General features: G+C 44.5%; 17 protein-coding genes. All 17 read left to right on the top strand.

Annotated features, from left to right (window positions below):
* The first annotated feature begins 136 nt into the window (after window positions 1–136).
* Window positions 137–592: a division/cell wall cluster transcriptional repressor MraZ gene (gene mraZ, locus HF888_RS13120; RefSeq protein WP_007016767.1), complete on the top strand. Its 456-nt coding sequence runs from the start codon at window positions 137–139 to the stop codon at window positions 590–592.
* Window positions 589–1,515: a 16S rRNA (cytosine(1402)-N(4))-methyltransferase RsmH gene (gene rsmH, locus HF888_RS13115; RefSeq protein ID WP_007016766.1), complete on the top strand. Its 927-nt coding sequence runs from the start codon at window positions 589–591 to the stop codon at window positions 1,513–1,515. The genes mraZ and rsmH overlap by 4 nt, the downstream gene beginning before the upstream one ends.
* 3 nt (window positions 1,516–1,518) lie before the next feature.
* A complete protein-coding gene (gene ftsL / locus HF888_RS13110; protein WP_007016765.1) occupies window positions 1,519–1,785 on the top strand; it encodes a cell division protein FtsL in 267 nt (88 codons plus the stop codon).
* The gene (locus HF888_RS13105; protein WP_007016764.1) at window positions 1,775–3,514 is read left to right on the top strand and encodes a peptidoglycan D,D-transpeptidase FtsI family protein; all 1,740 of its coding nucleotides are present in this window, start codon (window positions 1,775–1,777) and stop codon (window positions 3,512–3,514) included. Before ftsL ends, HF888_RS13105 begins: the two co-directional genes overlap by 11 nt.
* Window positions 3,507–4,979 (top strand): UDP-N-acetylmuramoyl-L-alanyl-D-glutamate--2,6-diaminopimelate ligase, encoded by a 1,473-nt coding sequence (locus HF888_RS13100; protein ID WP_007016763.1) that lies wholly within the window; start codon window positions 3,507–3,509, stop codon window positions 4,977–4,979. The genes HF888_RS13105 and HF888_RS13100 overlap by 8 nt, the downstream gene beginning before the upstream one ends.
* Window positions 4,976–6,334, top strand: coding sequence for a UDP-N-acetylmuramoyl-tripeptide--D-alanyl-D-alanine ligase (locus HF888_RS13095; protein WP_007016762.1), 1,359 nt, complete (start codon window positions 4,976–4,978; stop codon window positions 6,332–6,334). The genes HF888_RS13100 and HF888_RS13095 overlap by 4 nt, the downstream gene beginning before the upstream one ends.
* A gap of 21 nt (window positions 6,335–6,355) precedes the next feature.
* On the top strand, window positions 6,356–7,438 hold the full coding sequence (gene mraY, locus HF888_RS13090; RefSeq protein ID WP_007016761.1) for a phospho-N-acetylmuramoyl-pentapeptide-transferase: 1,083 nt from the start codon (window positions 6,356–6,358) through the stop codon (window positions 7,436–7,438).
* 11 nt (window positions 7,439–7,449) lie between these two features.
* Window positions 7,450–8,790, top strand: coding sequence for a UDP-N-acetylmuramoyl-L-alanine--D-glutamate ligase (gene murD / locus HF888_RS13085; protein WP_007016760.1), 1,341 nt, complete (start codon window positions 7,450–7,452; stop codon window positions 8,788–8,790).
* A complete protein-coding gene (gene ftsW / locus HF888_RS13080; RefSeq protein ID WP_007016759.1) occupies window positions 8,787–9,968 on the top strand; it encodes a putative lipid II flippase FtsW in 1,182 nt (393 codons plus the stop codon). Before murD ends, ftsW begins: the two co-directional genes overlap by 4 nt.
* Window positions 9,955–11,040: an undecaprenyldiphospho-muramoylpentapeptide beta-N-acetylglucosaminyltransferase gene (gene murG, locus HF888_RS13075; RefSeq protein WP_007016758.1), complete on the top strand. Its 1,086-nt coding sequence runs from the start codon at window positions 9,955–9,957 to the stop codon at window positions 11,038–11,040. Before ftsW ends, murG begins: the two co-directional genes overlap by 14 nt.
* The gene (murC, locus tag HF888_RS13070; RefSeq protein WP_007016757.1) at window positions 11,033–12,490 is read left to right on the top strand and encodes a UDP-N-acetylmuramate--L-alanine ligase; all 1,458 of its coding nucleotides are present in this window, start codon (window positions 11,033–11,035) and stop codon (window positions 12,488–12,490) included. The genes murG and murC overlap by 8 nt, the downstream gene beginning before the upstream one ends.
* Window positions 12,483–13,388 (top strand): D-alanine--D-alanine ligase, encoded by a 906-nt coding sequence (locus tag HF888_RS13065; RefSeq protein WP_007016756.1) that lies wholly within the window; start codon window positions 12,483–12,485, stop codon window positions 13,386–13,388. Before murC ends, HF888_RS13065 begins: the two co-directional genes overlap by 8 nt.
* Window position 13,389: 1 nt before the next feature.
* Entirely contained in the window at window positions 13,390–14,112 is a 723-nt protein-coding gene (locus tag HF888_RS13060) for a cell division protein FtsQ/DivIB (RefSeq protein ID WP_007016755.1), read from the top strand.
* Window positions 14,113–14,115: 3 nt separating this feature from the next.
* The gene (ftsA, locus tag HF888_RS13055) at window positions 14,116–15,351 is read left to right on the top strand and encodes a cell division protein FtsA (protein ID WP_007016754.1); all 1,236 of its coding nucleotides are present in this window, start codon (window positions 14,116–14,118) and stop codon (window positions 15,349–15,351) included.
* A gap of 81 nt (window positions 15,352–15,432) precedes the next feature.
* Window positions 15,433–16,587, top strand: a complete 1,155-nt coding sequence (gene ftsZ, locus HF888_RS13050; RefSeq protein ID WP_168367086.1) for a cell division protein FtsZ — start codon at window positions 15,433–15,435, stop codon at window positions 16,585–16,587.
* Window positions 16,588–16,705: 118 nt separating this feature from the next.
* Window positions 16,706–17,617 carry a UDP-3-O-acyl-N-acetylglucosamine deacetylase gene (gene lpxC / locus HF888_RS13045; RefSeq protein ID WP_168367069.1) on the top strand — a complete coding sequence of 304 codons (912 nt, stop codon included), beginning with the start codon at window positions 16,706–16,708 and terminating at the stop codon, window positions 17,615–17,617.
* A gap of 153 nt (window positions 17,618–17,770) precedes the next feature.
* On the top strand, window positions 17,771–18,700 hold the full coding sequence (locus tag HF888_RS13040) for a M23 family metallopeptidase (protein WP_168367068.1): 930 nt from the start codon (window positions 17,771–17,773) through the stop codon (window positions 18,698–18,700).
* The last annotated feature ends 90 nt before the right edge of the window (window positions 18,701–18,790 follow it).

Raw genomic sequence — 18,790 nt, 5'->3', positions numbered from 1 at the left:
CTCTAGCTCAAAGCGATGTTTTTACTGTTTCTCTCCTTGCAAAGCACGTCTACTGTTTCTATAGTGTGTAAAAGTGTAGTTTTGTGGGTAAAAGTGGGAAATTGTGAGCTTGTAGGCTAACAAAGGCGCAAAAATCATGTTTCGAGGCGTGCATCATATTAATCTTGACGCAAAAGGCCGTATGGTTGTGCCCACCCGCTACCGCCAATTGTTGCATGAGAGCAACGATGGAGCTCTGGTTGTTACGATTGATACTGAAGAGCGTTGTTTATTAGTGTATCCACTGCATGAATGGGAGCCTATTCAGGCCAAACTAGAAGCCCTTCCCAGTTTTAATCCTGCTGCTCGACGTATTCAGCGTCTAATCATTGGCCATGCCACGGATGTGGATATGGATACAAATGGCCGCATGCTTTTACCTGGTCCACTACGCGAATATGCCGGCCTAAATAAGAAAGTTGTATTGATGGGGCAAGGCAACAAATTTGAACTATGGGATGAAGATCATTGGAATCAGTGTCGCCAAGAGTACTTGGACGCCATGAAAGATGATGCACAAATGCCCGATGAACTGATGAATTTATCCCTATGAGCAAACATATCACGGTTTTATTGCACGAAGCGGTCGAGGCTCTGAATCAGGACCCGGATGGCTTATATGTGGATTGCACATTTGGGCGTGGTGGGCACACCAAGTTATTGCTTGATCAGCTGAGTGAACAAGGTCGTGTTATTGGTATAGACAAAGACCCAAGAGCTATTGCTACGGGTCAAGAGTTAATGGCACAAGATCAGCGTTTTCAGATCTGCCATGGCTCTTTTGCTCAGTTGCGAGAATTCGTGGAAGCTCATGGTCAAGGTAAGGAATTGTCTGGTGTGTTAATGGACTTAGGGGTGAGTAGTCCTCAATTAGATGAGGCCGAACGCGGCTTTAGCTTTATGCAAGATGGTCCCTTAGATATGCGGATGAATACCGAAGCGGGTATCACTGCTCAAGAATGGATTGCTACCGCCAGTGAAGAAGAAATCGCCAATGTGTTTTACGAGTTTGGTGAAGAGCGTGCTAGTCGCCGCTTGGCGCGTGCCATCGTTGAGCGTCGCGCAATTGAACCCTTTACGCGGACGTTAGATTTAGCAGAAGTCATTAAGCATGCACATCCGCGATGGGAAAAAAATAAGCATCCAGCAACTCGTAGCTTCCAAGGTTTGCGCATTTTTCTTAACAATGAATTAGGTGATTTAGAAAGCGTATTAGATGAGACCGTAGAGATGCTTGCCAAAGGTGGTCGCTTGGTCGTGATTAGTTTCCACTCACTAGAAGACCGGATAGTAAAACGCTTCATTCGAGATAAAGAGAAGGGGCCCCAGCTTCCACCTGATTTACCCATTATGGAACAAGACGCTCCGCGTCCGCTGAAACATATTGGTAAGGCAATAAAAGCAAGTAAAGAAGAAGTAGAGCAAAATGTAAGATCTCGCAGTGCCATTATGCGAGTAGCAGAAAAACGGATATAAGTCGTGCTGAAAACGGGAATTGCAGCATTCGTATTGTTTACCAATGCACTGGCGGTCATCTTGGTGAGTTTTGAAAATCGAGAGCTGGCGCATGAATGGCAAGCTCTTGGCGAAGAGCATGATCAGTTGCAGGAAGAGTATGGTCGCTTGATGTTGGAATACAGCACCTTGGCGGCACCAAGTCGGGTTGAGTATATCGCTCGACAAAAATTGAATATGGAATTCCCAGATAAAAATAACACTCAGGTGATCGAATTAAATGAGCAATAAGAACCAATATGCCAACTCACAAGGAGCGCGTGCTTGGCGTCACTATTTAGTGATGACGCTTGGTTTGCTGCTGTTTGTCGTGTTAGCCGGTCGTTTGGTTCAGTTGCAAACATTTGAGCAAGACTTCCTGCAGAGTGAAGGTGAAAAACGAACAGTTCGCGATCAACTAATCCACGCTTATCGTGGCATGATTGTGGACCGCAATAACGAACCCTTGGCTGTTAGTACTCCTGTTAAAAGTATTTGGATCAATCCTAAACAGTTTCTGCAGGACTCCAAAGATATTGAAGGGGATTTACGTCAACTTGCCTTTCATTTGTCACAAAGCTTTTGGCAGTTGAAAAATCGAGTTTTGCTCAATAAACAAAAAGAGTTTATGTACTTAGAGCGCCAGCAAACTCCTTTGCTTGCTAAGGCGATTCAAGCGCTCGAATTACCCGGTGTAGGAGTGCAGCAAGAGTTTAAACGTTTTTACCCTGCTGGTGAGGTTGCTAGTCATGTAGTGGGTTTTACCAATATTGATGAGAGTGGTATTGAAGGCGTTGAGTTAGCCTTTAATGACTATTTAGAAGGCACGCCTGGGGTTGGGAGAATAGTTAAAGATCGCTTGGGGCGTTTGGTTAAAGACTTAGGCGTGGTTGAACCTGCACAAGCCGGTAAAGAGCTTGTATTAAGTTTAGATTTACGTTTGCAATATCAAGCCTATCGCGAATTGAAGGCGTCAGTAACGCAACACGGCGCAAAAGCCGGATCACTTATTATGGTGGATGTTAAAACAGGTGAGATTTTAGCACTTGTCAATCAACCTGCTTTTAATCCAAATAACCGAGTGGAGTTGGTGGCTGATTCTGTGAGGAATCGAGTTGCTACCGATATTTTTGAACCTGGTTCCACTGTCAAGCCATTCACGGTGGCGGCGGCACTGAGCAATGGCATTGTACAAACTGAAAGCATTGTTAACACTCATCCGGGTTTTATGCGTTTAAAAGGCAAAACTATTCGTGATCATCGCGATTACGGACGTTTGGACATCACTGGCATTTTGACCAAGTCTAGCAACATTGGTGTCAGCAAATTGGCCTTGGAAATGGGCGGTAATGCGTTGTGGCAGTTTTATCAAAGTTTAGGATTGGGCCAGCCTGTTGGTTTAGGATTACCCGGTGAACAGGGAGGTAAGATCTCAATACGAGGGGCTCATTGGGATAATTTGCAAACGGCGACCATGTCTTTTGGTTATGGCTTGGCAGTTACACCTTTGCAGTTGGCGCAAGCTTATCAAGTGTTAGCGAACGGCGGTATTAAAATGCCACTCACATTAGTTAAGCAAAACAAGGTTCGTGGTGAACGCATTATTTCAAATAAGGTGGCCAACGATGTAGTGGCCATGTTAGAGACCGTCGTTGGCCCCAAAGGTACCGCACGTCGCGCCCGAGTAGATGGTTATCGGGTGGCAGGTAAAACGGGTACTGTGCACAAGGTGGGCGCGCAAGGTTATAAAGATGAAAGTTATCTGTCTTTGTTTGCGGGTATAGCCCCTGCGGATAACCCAAGAATCGCTACCATCATCGTTGTCGATGAGCCTGCAGGTCGAGAGTATTATGGGGGTGAAGTTGCTGCGCCTGTTTTCTCTCGCGTAGCGCAAGCCAGTTTGCGTTTGCTAAACATAGCTCCCAATGTTTTTTCAGAGAAGGCGCTCGCACAGAATGCGATTGGGAGGGGACATGATTAATATTGGAACCTCTATCGTCAAGTGGCTTGGTAAGCAATGCCCTGCAGAATTACTGGGTCAAGCACAAACTCTGAATCGCATTGTATTTGATAGTCGAGACGTTGAAGACGGGGATGCTTTAATTGTATTGCCATCAGTGGCCGGCGATGAAGCTGCTTACATTGAGCAGGCGCTCGAAAAACGAGCGGTGTTGGTGATTGGTGAAATAGAATATAGCGCGCACAATTATTGTAGAGTATCAGATGTCATGACGTTTGCAGCCAGCGTGCTGAACCATGAATTAGGCTCGCCTAGTCAACACATGGATGTAATTGGTGTCACGGGAACCAATGGTAAATCTTCCATCGTTTTTTACGTAGCCCAGCTGCTGACAGAATTGCGTCACTCTTGCGCAGTAATGGGGACACTTGGTTATGGCTTTTGGAATGATTTAAAGCCAACAGGCATGACCACCTTACCTTTGCCACGTTTGCATCAAGCGTTAGCGGATGTGAAAAAAGACTGTAAAGCGATAGCTATGGAAGTATCCAGTCATGGATTGCATCAAAAACGTTTATCCGGAGTCGCGTTTAATGGTGCTATTTTTACTAATTTAAGCCGCGATCATTTAGATTATCACGGCACCATGGACGCTTATTTTGATGCAAAGCGCTTACTATTCAAAGAGCCAGGTTTGCAATGGGCCGTCATAAATCAAGATGACGACTACGGAAAAAAATTACTATCCGAACCCGTGTCTTACTCATCTTACTCTTATGGTACAGATGAAAAATCGGATTTACATTTTTGCATCACAAGAACCACTGATACTGGTCAGCAATTAGCGCTTCGTTTTCATGGGCAAGAACAAGAAGTCTTTTTGCCGTTACTGGGTGAGTTCAATGCATACAATGCTGCGGCCTCTGTATTGTCGGTTATCGCCATGGGGTTTGACTTTTCTAGTGCGTGCAAGGCTGTCACAGCATTGCGACCAGTGAGTGGTCGAATGGAGTTAATAGATTCTAATGACTCACAGCCAAATGTTCTTGTTGATTATGCGCACACGCCGGACGCAGTTGAGCAAGTCTTGAAGTCTGCTCGAAAGCATTGCAAAGGTAATTTAGTTTGTTTGGTTGGATGCGGCGGTGATCGAGATCGCGGAAAGCGCCCGCTTATGGCTCAGGCCGCTATAAATTTTGCTGACAGTGTACTGCTTACCAGTGATAACCCTCGAAGTGAATCTCCTGAGCAAATATTGGCCGATATGGTACAAGGTCTCAAAAAAGAAGTTCCTTCGGAACTGGACCGAAAACAAGCTATCCAAAGCGCGATATTAAATGCGAAGTCCGACGATTTAATTGTGATTGTGGGTAAAGGACACGAGGATTATCAAGAAATTCATGGTGTTAAATATCCATTTAGTGATCAAGAAACCGCTCGAGAAGCGTTGCAGATAAGGTCTCAGCTGAGGCAGGAGAATACATGATAGGCGCAATTCGTTTAGCGGACGTGGCCGATTTTTTAGACGCCAAACACAGAGGTGCAAATATACCGTTTCAAAGCGTGAGTACGGACACACGCACCCTGCAACCAGGTGATCTGTTTGTTGCTTTGATAGGCGACCGCTTTGATGGTCATGAGTATGTGCAGCAGGCCATTGAAAAAGGGGCGAGCGCCGTACTCATAAGCAAACGCATGGAGGTGACAGTACCGTTTCTGCAGGTTGCTGATACTACAGAGGCTCTCGGGCGTTTAGGTTTGTACAATCGCTTGCGTTTTGAAAATCCTGTTGTCGCCATTACAGGTAGCAGTGGTAAAACCACAGTAAAAGGCATGATGGCCACGCTATTACGTCAGCAAAACGAGGTTTTGGTTACCCGAGGTAATTTAAATAATCACATCGGCGCGCCACTGACTTTACTGCGTTTGAGTGATAGTGATGATTATGCAGTGATTGAATTGGGTGCAAGTGGACTTGGTGAAATTGCTTACACTGCAGAGTTGGCTCGTCCTACCGTTTCGATTTTGACCAATGCTGGTAACGCACACTTGGAAGGTTTTGGTAGCGTTGAAGGAATCGTTAAGACTAAAGGCGAAATCATTGATGCGTTAGCAGATGATGGCGTCGCTGTGTTGAATGCAGATAGCCCTTATTTCGAGGAATGGCAGAAAAGAGCAGGATCCCGTCGCGTTATTAGTTTCGGCGAGACTCTTTCGGCAGATATTCGTGCCACGGATATCCAAAGTAATGCCAATGGATGCTGTGCATTTACTTTGCATATTAATGATGAGCAATCACAGGTTCAGCTTTCGGTGATGGGAAAGCACAATGTATTTAATGCTCTGGCTTGCGCGGCGGCCTGTGTCGCTTTAGATATGCCACCAAAACTTATTGTTAGTGGGTTGCAATTGTTTGAAGGTGTTGAAGGGCGACTACTTGAAAAACAGGGGTTAAATGGTTCGAGAATCATTGACGATAGTTACAATGCTAACCCGGCTTCCGTGCGAGCGGCAGTGGATGTGTTAGCAAGTCGTAGCAGTCACACGATCTTTGTTTTAGGTGATATGGCTGAACTTGGTGTCGAAACACATTTAGCGCATGCTGAAGTTGGTGCTTATGCACGCGAAGCAGGTATTGATGAATTTTTCGCCCTAGGTGAGTTTAGCCGAAAAGCTGCGGATGCTTTTGGTGACAATGCACACTGGTTTGCCAGTCATGATAACTTAATTCGTTTTTTAACAAAGAAACTTAACAAAGACGTTACGGTTCTTGTAAAGGGCTCTCGTAGTTCTCACATGGACCGAGTTGTAAACGATATTGTTGAACATAATCAAGATTAAAAATTATTTGGGGATACACACATGTTGCTTTGGCTAGCAGAGTTTTTACAACAGTTTCATAGCGGATTTGCTGTTGTAAATTACTTGTCTCTAAGAGCAATTTTAGCCACGTTAACGGCGCTTATTATTGGCCTTTGGGCTGGGCCATACGTGATTAGAAAGTTGCAAGAGAAACAAATTGGTCAGTCGGTGCGTGATGACGGTCCTCAATCGCATTTAAGTAAAGCCGGTACGCCTACGATGGGCGGAACGCTGATTCTTTTGGGTATTGCTGTAAGTACTCTATTGTGGGGTGATTTGACCAATCACTATGTATGGATAGTGCTGCTAGTCACAATGTCGACAGGATTGGTCGGTTTTATTGACGATTATCGAAAGGTTGTTCAAAAGAATTCCCGAGGTTTACCTGCTCGTTGGAAAATGTTCTGGCAGAGTATTATCGCTTTAGTTGCTGGCATATTTTTATACGCCAGCGCAGCTACACCAGCGGAAACCACGTTAATAGTGCCATTTTTCAAAGACATCATTATTGATCTTGGTTGGTTTTACATCGTACTGACCTACTTTGTAATTGTAGGGACAAGCAATGCTGTAAACCTAACCGATGGTTTGGATGGATTGGCAATTTTGCCCACGGTAATGGTTGGTGCGGCATTGGGTGCATGTGCGTATTTAGTCGGTAATGTAAATTTTGCTGATTACTTATTCCTACCATACATCGAAGGGGCAGGAGAAGTGGCAATTTTCTGTGCTGCACTGGTTGGTGCAGGTATAGGCTTTTTATGGTTTAACACGTACCCCGCACAAGTATTCATGGGCGATGTAGGTTCATTAGCCTTGGGTGCTGCCCTAGGTGTTATGGCTGTAATAGTACGTCAGGAAATCTTACTGTTCATTATGGGAGGGATCTTCGTAGCAGAAACGGTGAGCGTTATCTTACAGGTTGCGAGCTTCAAGCTGACCGGAAAACGAATTTTTCGTATGGCGCCTTTGCATCACCACTTTGAATTAAAAGGTTGGCCAGAGCCGCGCGTAATTGTTCGCTTTTGGATTATCACTTTGTTTTTAGTTTTATTGGGTATGGCCACGTTAAAAATACGTTGATTAATAAGCATATGAGTCAAGTAAACGCACTAACAAATTATCATGTTGTTATCGGTTTAGGTAAAACGGGTGACAGTGCTGTGCGCCATTTATTGGCTCAGGGTGAGAACGTGATTGCCATGGATACAAGGGAAGAGGCGCCATTTGCGAGTGAGTTACGAGCTACTTATCCTGATCTTCAACTTATTGAAGGTGGCTTGGATGCCTCGGTTTTAATAAATGCAGCAAGAATCATAGCAAGCCCTGGAATTCCTTTAGCGACTGATGAAATTCAACGTGCTATTGATGCCGGTGTACCAGTCGTCAGTGACATTCAGGTGTTTGCAGAAGCTGCTAATGCCCCGATTATTGCGATAACTGGTTCAAATGCCAAAAGCACTGTGACAACACTTGTGGGTGAAATGGCAAAGCAATGCGGTTTAAAAGCCGCAGTTGGAGGTAATCTAGGGACGCCTGCATTGGAGCTGCTAAACAGCGATATTGATGTTTATGTGATGGAGTTGAGCAGTTTTCAATTGGAGGCCACTGAGCATTTAAATGCAAAAGTCGCGACGGTTTTGAACATCAGTCCAGATCATCTTGATCGTTATGATAGTTATGAGGGCTATTATCAAACCAAGTACAAAATATTTAATGGTTGCGAAAAAGCGGTTATTAACCTGGATGATAATTTAGCCCAACCTAAAACACTTAATTGCCCTGAGCAAATTGGTTTTAGTATAGATGGAAAAGGTGCTGATTTTGTTTTGGATCGTACAGCTCAACCGTGGCAATTAATTGTAGAAGGTGATGCCTTGCTGAGTGTTGATCAGTTAAAAATTAAAGGTTTGCACAATTACAGCAACGCCCTAGCTGCTTTGGCACTTGGTCATGGATTTGGTTTAGATATGGATGGAATGTTAAAAGCGCTGAAATCTTTTCCAGGTTTAGATCATCGTTGTCAATGGATTAAGCAAGTTGATGAGGTTGATTTTTATAATGATTCTAAAGGGACGAATGTTGGTGCTACGGAGGCTGCCCTCAAAGGACTCGGACCAGAATATGCTAAGCGTATCGTATTGATGCTAGGTGGTGTTGGTAAAGATGCGGACTTTAAAGTTCTGCGCCCAGTCATTGATCAATACGTTTCGAAAGTGATCGTTTATGGACAGGACCAAGATATTATTGCCAAGGATTTAAGCGGTGTTGATTTAGACAGAGCAGAAAGTTTCGAACAAGCATTCGAAATGGCATATCGTAACGCTGATCATAAAGGTGCCGTGGTTTTCTCACCTGCTTGTGCGAGCTTCGACATGTTTTCTGGTTTTGAGGCTAGAGGTGAGGCCTTTAAATCGATGGTGGAGGCATTATGAGTTCCGCAACACCATTGAGGACATCAACTCCGATTTGGCAAGAGCTGGAGCTCAGCAAGCCAGCACGCTTGCATCATAGCCTTATTTGGGCGGTTTTAATATTGTCGGCTCTTGGTTGGTTGATGGTGACTTCTGCCAGCATGGATTGGGCACAAAAGAATTTTGACAATCGCTTTCACATTAGTATTCGTCATTTCATTTATTTATCGGTGTCAATTGCTGTTGCTTGGTTTGTAATGCGTACACCTTTGAGCGTATTCAGGCGACTAAGTGGTATTGCGATTATTTTGGCGGTAGTGAGCTTGATTCTAGTTTTAATTCCGGGTGTAGGTCGTGAAATTAATGGCAGCACGCGATGGCTTTCATTAGGTATCATGAATGTACAGCCGAGTGAATTTGCTAAGTTAGCAACGGTTTTGTACATGGCAAGTTTTTTAGAGCGTCGTCGAGACGAAGTGCAAAGCAAATGGTCAGGCTTTATTAAGCCATTATTTATTTTATCCCTGCTTGCTATGCTCCTGCTATTAGAACCTGACTTTGGAGCAGTGGTCGTTTTGATGCTTTCAGCTTTAGCGCTGTTATTTTTAGGGGGTGTTAAAGCAGGGCAGTTCTTTTTAACGGCCATCATAGCAGTTTCTGCTTCTGTGTTTATTCTCGCCGGACAGACTTATCGTTTGAAGCGCTTGACCGGTTTTTGGGAACCATGGACGCCAGAAAATGTATATGGTAGCGGCTATCAATTGACACAGAGCTTGATTGCTTTTGGACGCGGTGAATATACCGGTGTGGGACTTGGCGATAGCATTCAGAAATTATTTTACCTACCAGAAGCCCACACTGACTTTGTTTTTGCAATTTGGGCTGAAGAGACTGGTCTTGTAGGTGCATTGTTGATCATTTCGATTTTTGCCTACTTATTTTATTTAGGGATTAAGATTGCGAGAACGGCTTATCAAAAAGAGTTTTATTTTGCCGCATTTATTGCCTACGGCATTACTCTATTGATTGGTTTCCAAGCGTTTATTAATTTAGGTGTGAATATGGGCCTTTTGCCTACAAAAGGTCTTACTTTACCTTTCGTTAGTTTTGGCGGTTCTAGTTTGTTAGCAAGTTTTATAGGTATCGGTTTGTTGCTACGTGTACATCATGAAACAGGAGATCATCATGAGCAAAGGTAATGTGATGATTATGGCTGGTGGTACTGGTGGCCATGTAATTCCTGCGCTGAGTGTTGCAACAGAGCTACGAGAGAAAGGCTACAAGATTCATTGGTTGGGTAGTGAGCATGGTATAGAGAACGATCTAGTGCCAGATGCGGGTTATTCATTACATCGCATTCAAGTAACAGGATTACGAGGAAATGGACTTGTTCGTAAACTGAAGGCGCCTTTTGCGATAGCAAAAGCCGTCGTTCAAGCATACAAATTATTTAAAGATATCAAGCCTGTTGTGGCTTTGGGTATGGGCGGTTTTGCATCTGGGCCGGGTGGTATTGTAGCACGCCTCAGAGGTGTACCTCTGGTATTGCATGAGCAGAATGCTATTCCAGGTTTGACCAATAAAGTATTGAGTAAATTTAGTCGGCAGCTTTTGCAAGCATTTGACGGTACGTTCCCTCATTCCGCTGGTGTGAAAACAGTTGGGAATCCGGTACGGTCCTCTATTGCCAACTTGCCAGATGCAGAAGACCGAATTAGTCAAAAGGATGAGCCTTTAAATGTCCTTGTGGTTGGCGGGAGCTTGGGAGCGGTAGCCTTAAATGATGCGGTGATTGCGGCTTCTGAAAAACTGGTTGCAGACGGGATTATTCAGTTATGGCATCAGGTTGGTAAGCGAAACTATGAAGCGGTGAAAAACGATTATCACGAGAAGGGCATCAAGCATGTCAGAGTGGCTGCTTTCATTGCAGACATGGCTGAGGCTTATCAGTGGGCTGATATTGTTATCTGTCGCAGTGGTGCGCTTACCGTGTCTGAATTAATGGCAGGCGGTGTTGCTAGCATCTTGGTGCCATTCCCATACGCAGTGGATGATCATCAAACAGCCAACGCTCGATTTTTAAGTGAGCATAATGCGGCAGTGTTATGTCCTCAGGCAGAATTAACAACAGAGTTTCTGCAAAGACAATTAACGCACTTTTTTAGTAATAAGCAAGAATTAATCGCTATGGCAAATGCGGCAAGGGAAAAAGCACAGCCGAACGCAGCCAAGGTAGTAGCAAGTATATGTATTGAGGTTGCCAATGGCTGAAAGTAATAAAGCACTAACAAAATGGGAAATTCCCGAAATGAGGCGTATCCGCCGAATCCATTTTATTGGTATCGGCGGTGTTGGTATGTGTGGCATTGCGGAAGTGCTGCTTAATCAAGGCTATGAAATCTCAGGGTCTGATTTACGTCAGAGTGCAGCGACTGATCGCTTGATGTCTTTGGGTGCTACTATCTTTTTTGGTCATCAATCCGAAAATGTTAAAGAAGCCAACGTCGTCGTAGTGTCCACCGCGATTAATGTGGAAAATCCAGAGATTCAATATGCCCAGCAGAATCGCATCCCCATCGTGCGTCGTGCAGAAATGTTGGCCGAGCTGATGCGTTATCGTCACGGTATTGCAGTGGCCGGTACTCATGGAAAAACAACAACAACATCTTTGGTGGCATCTATTTTAGCCGAGGGTGATAAAGATCCAACGTTTGTGATTGGTGGACGCCTGACCAGTGCGGGAACCAATGCGCAACTAGGTGGAAGTCGCTATTTAGTCGCTGAGGCAGATGAATCCGATGCGTCTTTTTTGCATCTGCAACCCATGGTTTCCATTGTTACCAATATCGAAGCAGATCACATGGATACCTATGGTGGCGATTTTAATAGAGTGAAAAAAACCTTTATAGAATTTCTTCATAATCTTCCCTTTTATGGACTGGCTGTATTGTGTATCGAAGATGAAACAATTCGAGAGATTTTGCCGGAAGTGAGTCGTCCTGTGGTGACATATGGCTTTAGTGATTCAGCGGATTACTATGCACAGGAAATTAAACAAGAAGGTATCTATACGTCTTTTACCGTCAAAAGACCGGGGGATAACAAGGACTTGCAGATACGTTTGCGTATGCCTGGGCGGCACAATGTATTAAATGCGTTGTCTGCTATCGCTGTTGCTACCGATGAAGGCATCGCTGATGATGCGATTATTCGAGCATTGGAAAAATTTCAAGGTGTGGGACGCCGCTTCCAAATTTGTGGTGAATATCCATTACAAGATGATTCTGTCATGTTGGTGGATGATTATGGACATCACCCAACAGAAGTTGCTGTCACCATTGATGCCATTCGCAAAGGCTGGCCAGAAAAACGACTGCTTATGGTATTTCAGCCTCATCGCTACACTCGGACACGAGACTTATATGATGATTTCGTACAGATTCTAAGTGAAGTGGATAGCTTGGTTCTGTTGGATGTTTATTCGGCTGGTGAAGATGAAATTCCAGGGGCTGATGGACGCAGTTTGGCGCGCAGTATTCGCGGTCGCGGTCGAGTTGATCCGATATTTGTTCCGCGCAGTGCCAATGTAGGTGATGTACTAAAAGATATTGTGCAGCCTGGAGACATTTTAATTACACAAGGTGCTGGTGATGTTGGTTCAATGGCGATCGATCTAGCAAAGAATTTACCTGCTATTTTGGAGCAAAGAAACCATGGCTAACTTTGGTAAAGTTGCGGTCATCCTTGGTGGGAATAGCGCAGAGCGCGAAGTATCGTTGAGAAGTGGTGAAGCCATTTATCAAGCATTAATTGCACAAGATATTGATGCAGTCAAAATTGATAGTGCGAGAAACCTCATTGGGCAATTGGCAGAGCAGAAAGTTGATCGTGCTTTTATTGCTTTGCATGGTGTGGGTGGTGAGGATGGCACGATTCAAGGTCTGCTGGAGTTTTATGGCATTCCTTATACAGGGAGTGGTGTTAAAGCCAGTGCAATTTGTATGGATAAGTGGCGCAGCAAGCTTATCTGGCAAGGATTGTCTTTGCCGACGCCAAAATTTACATTGGTAGAAAGTCTGTCTGATTTGAAAGAGTTTGCAAACCAAGTAGGTTACCCGCTCATGGTTAAACCGTCACTAGAGGGTTCTAGTATCGGAATTTCAAAAGTAGCAAGCGAAGCACAACTAGAAAGAGCTTTTGTGGATGCTAAACAAACAGGCTCAAGCGTTCTAGCTGAGCAATTTGTAGAAGGGTTAGAGTTCACTGTTGGTATTTTGGATGGAAAAGCATTGCCCGCTATTCAACTAAAAGCAGCCAATGACTTTTACGATTACAACGCTAAATACTTACAGAATGACACTCAGTACATAGTACCCTGTGGCTTAGAGTCTGAAAAAGAAGCGTGTTTACAAAGTCTTGCCTTGCAAGCTTACCAATCATTGGATTGTCATGGTTGGGGTCGAGTGGACGTAATGCAAGATGCAAAAGGTGATTTTTGGTTAATTGAGGTTAATACCATACCAGGAATGACGGATCATTCATTGGTGCCAATGGCTGCCAAAGCACGAGGTATGAGTTTTGAAGCATTGGTGTTAAACATTTTGGAGACAACGCTTTAAAATGAAAGGCGCAACGCGAAACAAAAGCAAACAGGCGATCCCTTGGTCTACTTATATTAAACCTGTTTCCGCTACAGTGACGGCAGCTAGTTTATTGTTGGCCGTTGTGCTTTTGATTACGTACGTTGCGAATAAACCGGTTGAGCAATTGCAAGTGGTTGGCAATCAGTCTCACATTACTAAAGTGGATATAGTAAACCAATTGGGAGAGCTGTTTCCTAGCGGTTATTTAACTTTGGATGTTCATGAGATCGAACAGACATTATTGCGACATCCATTGATTGCCAAAGCAAGTGTGAAAAAAATATGGCCCAATGTTCTATCTGTGGCGTTAACAGAAGAAGTGCCGGTGGCGCGTTGGAATGGCAGCCACATGTTAAGTGAACACGGAGAGGTCATTCCGATAAGTTTGTCTGGTTTATCTTTGCCATCTTTGCGAGGACAGGCGAGTGAGCTGGTTATGGAGCATTATTTGCTTTTTAATCGTTGGAGCAAACGACATAACTTAAATTTGACGGAATTAAGCAAAGGCGCGGGTTGGTTGTTAAGTTACGATAATGGGTTAACGATAAGGCTGGATAGTAACACTGCTATGAAAGAACTAGAAAAACTTGAGTCGGTAATTGATCGTTTCCAAATCGAAAGAGTATCGTCAATCGATATGAGATATGAACAAGGTTTTGCAGTAGCTTGGAAACACGATAGCGAGGATGTGCAGGGATAATTTATGAATGCAGCTACTGATAGCAAATTGATTGTTGGTTTAGATATTGGCACTTCCAAGGTTGTGGCAATTGTGGGTGAGGTTTCGCCAACAGGCAGTATTAAGATCGTGGGTTTGGGAAGCCATCCATCCAGGGGATTGAAAAAAGGTGTTGTGGTTAATATTGAATCCACAGTGCAGTCGATTCAGCGCGCGATCGAAGAAGCTGAACTCATGGCGGGTTGTCAAATTCATAGCGTGTATGCGGGTATTGCGGGTAGTCATATACGCTCTATGAATAGTCACGGTATTGTAGCGATTAAAGATCGTGAAGTTGTGCAATCAGATATCGAACGCGTTTTAGATGCAGCAAAAGCGGTAGCGATTCCTGCTGATCAACGTATTTTGCATGTGTTGCCTCAAGAATATGTGATTGACATGCAAGAAGGTGTGAAAGAGCCAATTGGTATGGCTGGAGTTCGATTAGAGGCAAAAGTACATATGGTAAGTGGTGCACTAAATGCGGCACAAAATATCGAAAAATGTGTACAGCGTTGCGGACTTGCGATTGACGATATTATTTTGGAGCAGTTAGCCTCAAGTTATGCTGTTTTAACGGACGATGAAAAAGAGTTGGGTGTTTGCATGGTGGATATCGGTGGTGGAACTACCGATATTGCCATTTATACCGAAGGTGCTATTCGTCATACCGCGGTAATCCCTATAGCTGGCGACCAAGTAACAAACGACATAGCAATGGCGTTGCGAACACCGACTCAACATGCTGAAGAAATAAAAATTAAATATGCTTGCGCGCTAACACAATTAGCAGGTCCAGAGGAATTGATCAAAGTGCCAAGCGTCGGAGAGCGCGCTCCCAGAAGTTTATCTCGACAAGCACTGGCGGAGGTGGTTGAACCCAGATACGAAGAACTATTCACGTTAATACAAGCTGAGCTTCGACGCAGTGGTTATGAAGATATGATCGCAGCTGGCATCGTTCTCACCGGAGGCACTTCAAAAATGGAGGGAGTTGTTGAATTGGCAGAAGAAATTTTCCACGTGCCAGTCAGGCTGGCTAAGCCATCAGGTGTTGAAGGCTTGACTGATGTAGTTGCAAACCCGATTTATGCAACTTCTGTTGGGCTCTTGATCTATGGCGCGAAGCATCAACTGGGTGAATTAGTGTTTGCTCGAAAGGAAGAAGATCCAATTAGCTTTTATTCACGCGTAAAAAATTGGATAAAAGGGAATTTTTAAGATTAAATAGGCGCTAATATAAAGAAGTAGAGCGCCTGGCGAATAATAAGGAGAAGGGCGATGACTCAAAGAGATGGGGATATGTTCGAATTAGTAGACGAGCCTCAGCACCATGCAGTAATTAAAGTCGTTGGTGTTGGCGGCGGTGGCGGTAATGCTGTAGAGCATATGGTCACGAATGATGTGAACGGTGTTGATTTTATCTGCGCTAACACGGATTCTCAGGCATTAAAAAATATGTCAGCGCGTTCTGTGTTGCAGTTAGGGTCAACGGTAACTAAAGGCTTAGGCGCAGGCGCTAATCCTGAAGTGGGTCGTCAAGCGGCAATGGAAGACCGTGAGCGAATTGCTGAGGCCTTGGCTGGTGCCGACATGGTATTCATCACAGCTGGTATGGGTGGTGGTACTGGTACGGGTGCAGCACCTGTTGTCGCTGAGGTGGCAAAAGAATTAGGAATTCTTACAGTAGCTGTGGTCACTCGACCATTCCCGTTCGAGGGTCGTAAGCGAATCAATGTGGCAGATGGTGGCTTATCTGAGTTAGCAAAGCATGTTGACTCTCTGATTACCATACCAAATGAAAAACTATTGGCCGTTTTGGGTAAAAGCACATCTTTGCTTGATGCGTTCTCGGCTGCTAATGACGTGCTCTTGGGCGCAGTTCAAGGCATTGCAGACCTGATTATTCGCCCAGGTATGATCAATGTGGACTTTGCCGACGTGCGTACCGTCATGTCTGAGATGGGACAAGCTATGATGGGTACTGGTCATTCAACCGGTGAAAATCGTGCTCGTGAAGCAGCAGAAGCCGCCATTCGCAGCCCACTGCTAGAGGATGTGAACTTGCAAGGTGCTCGCGGCATTTTGGTAAACATCACTGCTGGGACTAACTTATCACTAGGTGAGTTCACCGAAGTAGGTGACACAATCGAAGAGTTTTCTTCTGATAACGCCACTATTGTTGTGGGAACAGTTATCGATGAGTCTATGACTGACGAGTTGCGTGTGACAGTTGTTGCCACCGGTCTGGGACAAATTGAATCTTCTCCGAAAAAAGTGGTCGACAATACTGTCTCTAAAGCGGACGGCAGTGTAGATTACAAAAAATTGGACCGCCCAACGGTGATGCGTTCTTCTAACGCGCAGCCAGCAGAGAGCGCGAAACCTGAGTCACACAGCAACAAAGACTTGGATTACCTTGATATTCCAGCTTTTTTGCGACGTCAGGCAGATTAGTTAACAGATCTTAACTCAATGTAAATAAGGGTTACTGATCGATATTAGCAATACTTGGCCATTGTTCTTAATTAAGGTTACAATGGTTAATTGCTATTCAGAATGAAGCGAATGATTGATGATAAAGCAGCGTACACTTAAAAACCCAATTCGTGCCACGGGTATTGGCCTTCACTCAGGTGAGAAGGTCTACCTTACCCTGCGTCCGGCGCCTGTAGACACAGGTATCGTATTCGTGCGTACTGATTTGGAACCTGCTGTTGAGATTCAAGCTAAAGCCACAAATGTGGGCGATACCACGTTATCAACTAGTTTGAGCAACGGTGAGGTTAAGGTTTCCACTGTCGAACACCTTTTGTCAGCTATGGCAGGTTTAGGTATCGATAACGTTTATGTTGAACTTAGCGCCGCTGAAGTACCGATAATGGACGGTAGTGCTGGGCCCTTCGTATTTTTGCTGCAGTCAGCAGGTATAGAAGAGCAAAGTAAAGCGAAGCAATTCATTCGTATCAATAAGCCAGTAACCGTTGAAGATGGCGATAAATCAGCCAGTTTCCAACCTTATGACGGCTTTAAAGTTAGTTTTACAATAGACTTTGACCATCCTCTGTTTGATCCAGAAAATCAAGTTGCGAGCCTAGATTTCTCTACGACATCATTTGTAAAAGAAGTGAGCCGAGCCCGTACTTTTGGCTTCATGCGAGATATTGAGTATTTGCGCAGCCAAAATCTAGCTTTGGGCGGTAGTGTTAACAATGCGATTGTGGTGGATGATTACCGTGTCCTAAACGAAGATGGTTTGCGCTATGAGGATGAGTTTGTAAAACACAAAATTTTAGACGCAGTAGGGGACTTGTATCTACTGGGTCATAGTTTAATTGGTGAATACGTGGGTGTTAAATCAGGTCACGGGCTTAATAATCAGCTTCTACGTGCTTTGTTAGAGCAGCCTGAGTGTTGGGAGTTCGTCTCTTATGACGACGACAAAGTGGCTCCCATTTCATATGCCAAACCAGTTTCAGCCGCGTAATCCTAATAATGGCACATATGTGCCATTATTTATTTTTACCGTATGTAAAGTTAAGTAGCCTTGAGAGATATCTCTCAAATTGTGAGTGAGTTAACGTCTAAACTGTCTAATGAATAACATTTTAGTAATTAACTTGATTTGTAGGATGCTGCCGTGAATATCATTATTGTCGGAAAACGCCACGGACGTTCAAAGACGATATCCTTGGGCCCCATGGCCCGTTGGATGCTCATCTTTATGCTGGCAGTCCTCCCTTTTTCGTTGGGAGCTGCGGGCTATTACCTGTCGATGATGCTTGCTGATGAAGGTCTGTTTAGTCCCGAGACGACTAAGGCTTGGGAGCAAGACTTAGTTCAGCAACGTAAAGAGCTAAAGCAAATTCGTGAACATACTGACGAACAGTTAGTAGGTCTCACACTTCGTATGGCCGAATTGCAAACACGTCTTACGCGCCTAGATGCACTGGGTGAGCGTCTTATTGATCGCTCAGACTTAGACAAGGGGGAATTCGATTTCTCCGGTAACCCTGCAATTGGCGGCCCTTCAGGTCAAATCGGTTCAGTTTACCAAGCACCCGATATCATTTCTGTATTAGATGGTCTTAGCGAGCAAATAGATAGTCGAGAACAGCAACTTGAGGTGCTCGACAGCATCTTGGGTGAAAAGAAAATTACTAGTGATACCTTCGTGGCTGGTTTACCTATTCGTAAGGGCTGGATGTCTTCGCGCTACGGGCAGCGTACGGATCCGTTTACTGGTCGCTTGGCGTGGCACTCAGGTGTCGACTTTGCAGGTAAAACTGGCTCTGACATTATTTCAGTGGCATCTGGTGTGGTGACTTGGGCTAGCAAACGATATGGTTACGGCTTGTTAGTGGAAGTAAATCACGGTAACGGATACAAAACTCGTTATGCCCATTGCGACGAAATTGTCGTGAAAGTTGGCGATGTGGTTCGTAAAGGACAAGTCGTCGCTTTAATGGGGAGCACAGGCCGCTCCACTGGCCCGCACGTTCACTTTGAAGTGTATAAAAACGGTCGCACCGTTGATCCTGCAGCTTATATTCATCGCACTCGCCGATAAATAATTCTCTTCTCTCTAGCCTTCTAGAATATGACCGTACTCGGTCATATTCTTGTATGATTCAAAACTTGTTATTCCAATAATTATTAT

It is taken from the genome of Bermanella marisrubri (assembly GCF_012295615.1).
In the GTDB taxonomy this organism is placed as follows: domain Bacteria; phylum Pseudomonadota; class Gammaproteobacteria; order Pseudomonadales; family Oceanobacteraceae; genus Bermanella; species Bermanella marisrubri.
The sequence above is the reverse complement of the archived record's forward strand: the minus strand, read 5'-3'. Positions and strand labels throughout refer to the sequence as shown.

Bases quoted from the DNA above. Each gene is read 5' to 3' on its own strand.
- rsmH (WP_007016766.1), top strand. From the start codon at position 589: ATGAGCAAACATATCACGGTTTTATTGCACGAAGCGGTCGAGGCTCTG.
- HF888_RS13095 (WP_007016762.1), top strand. From the start codon at position 4,976: ATGATAGGCGCAATTCGTTTAGCGGACGTGGCCGATTTTTTAGACGCC.
- HF888_RS13100 (WP_007016763.1), top strand. From the start codon at position 3,507: ATGATTAATATTGGAACCTCTATCGTCAAGTGGCTTGGTAAGCAATGC.
- murG (WP_007016758.1), top strand. From the start codon at position 9,955: ATGAGCAAAGGTAATGTGATGATTATGGCTGGTGGTACTGGTGGCCAT.
- ftsZ (WP_168367086.1), top strand. From the start codon at position 15,433: ATGTTCGAATTAGTAGACGAGCCTCAGCACCATGCAGTAATTAAAGTC.
- HF888_RS13105 (WP_007016764.1), top strand. From the start codon at position 1,775: ATGAGCAATAAGAACCAATATGCCAACTCACAAGGAGCGCGTGCTTGG.
- ftsA (WP_007016754.1), top strand. From the start codon at position 14,116: ATGAATGCAGCTACTGATAGCAAATTGATTGTTGGTTTAGATATTGGC.
- HF888_RS13065 (WP_007016756.1), top strand. From the start codon at position 12,483: ATGGCTAACTTTGGTAAAGTTGCGGTCATCCTTGGTGGGAATAGCGCA.
- murD (WP_007016760.1), top strand. From the start codon at position 7,450: ATGAGTCAAGTAAACGCACTAACAAATTATCATGTTGTTATCGGTTTA.
- ftsW (WP_007016759.1), top strand. From the start codon at position 8,787: ATGAGTTCCGCAACACCATTGAGGACATCAACTCCGATTTGGCAAGAG.
- mraZ (WP_007016767.1), top strand. From the start codon at position 137: ATGTTTCGAGGCGTGCATCATATTAATCTTGACGCAAAAGGCCGTATG.
- murC (WP_007016757.1), top strand. From the start codon at position 11,033: ATGGCTGAAAGTAATAAAGCACTAACAAAATGGGAAATTCCCGAAATG.
- lpxC (WP_168367069.1), top strand. From the start codon at position 16,706: ATGATAAAGCAGCGTACACTTAAAAACCCAATTCGTGCCACGGGTATT.
- mraY (WP_007016761.1), top strand. From the start codon at position 6,356: ATGTTGCTTTGGCTAGCAGAGTTTTTACAACAGTTTCATAGCGGATTT.
- HF888_RS13060 (WP_007016755.1), top strand. From the start codon at position 13,390: ATGAAAGGCGCAACGCGAAACAAAAGCAAACAGGCGATCCCTTGGTCT.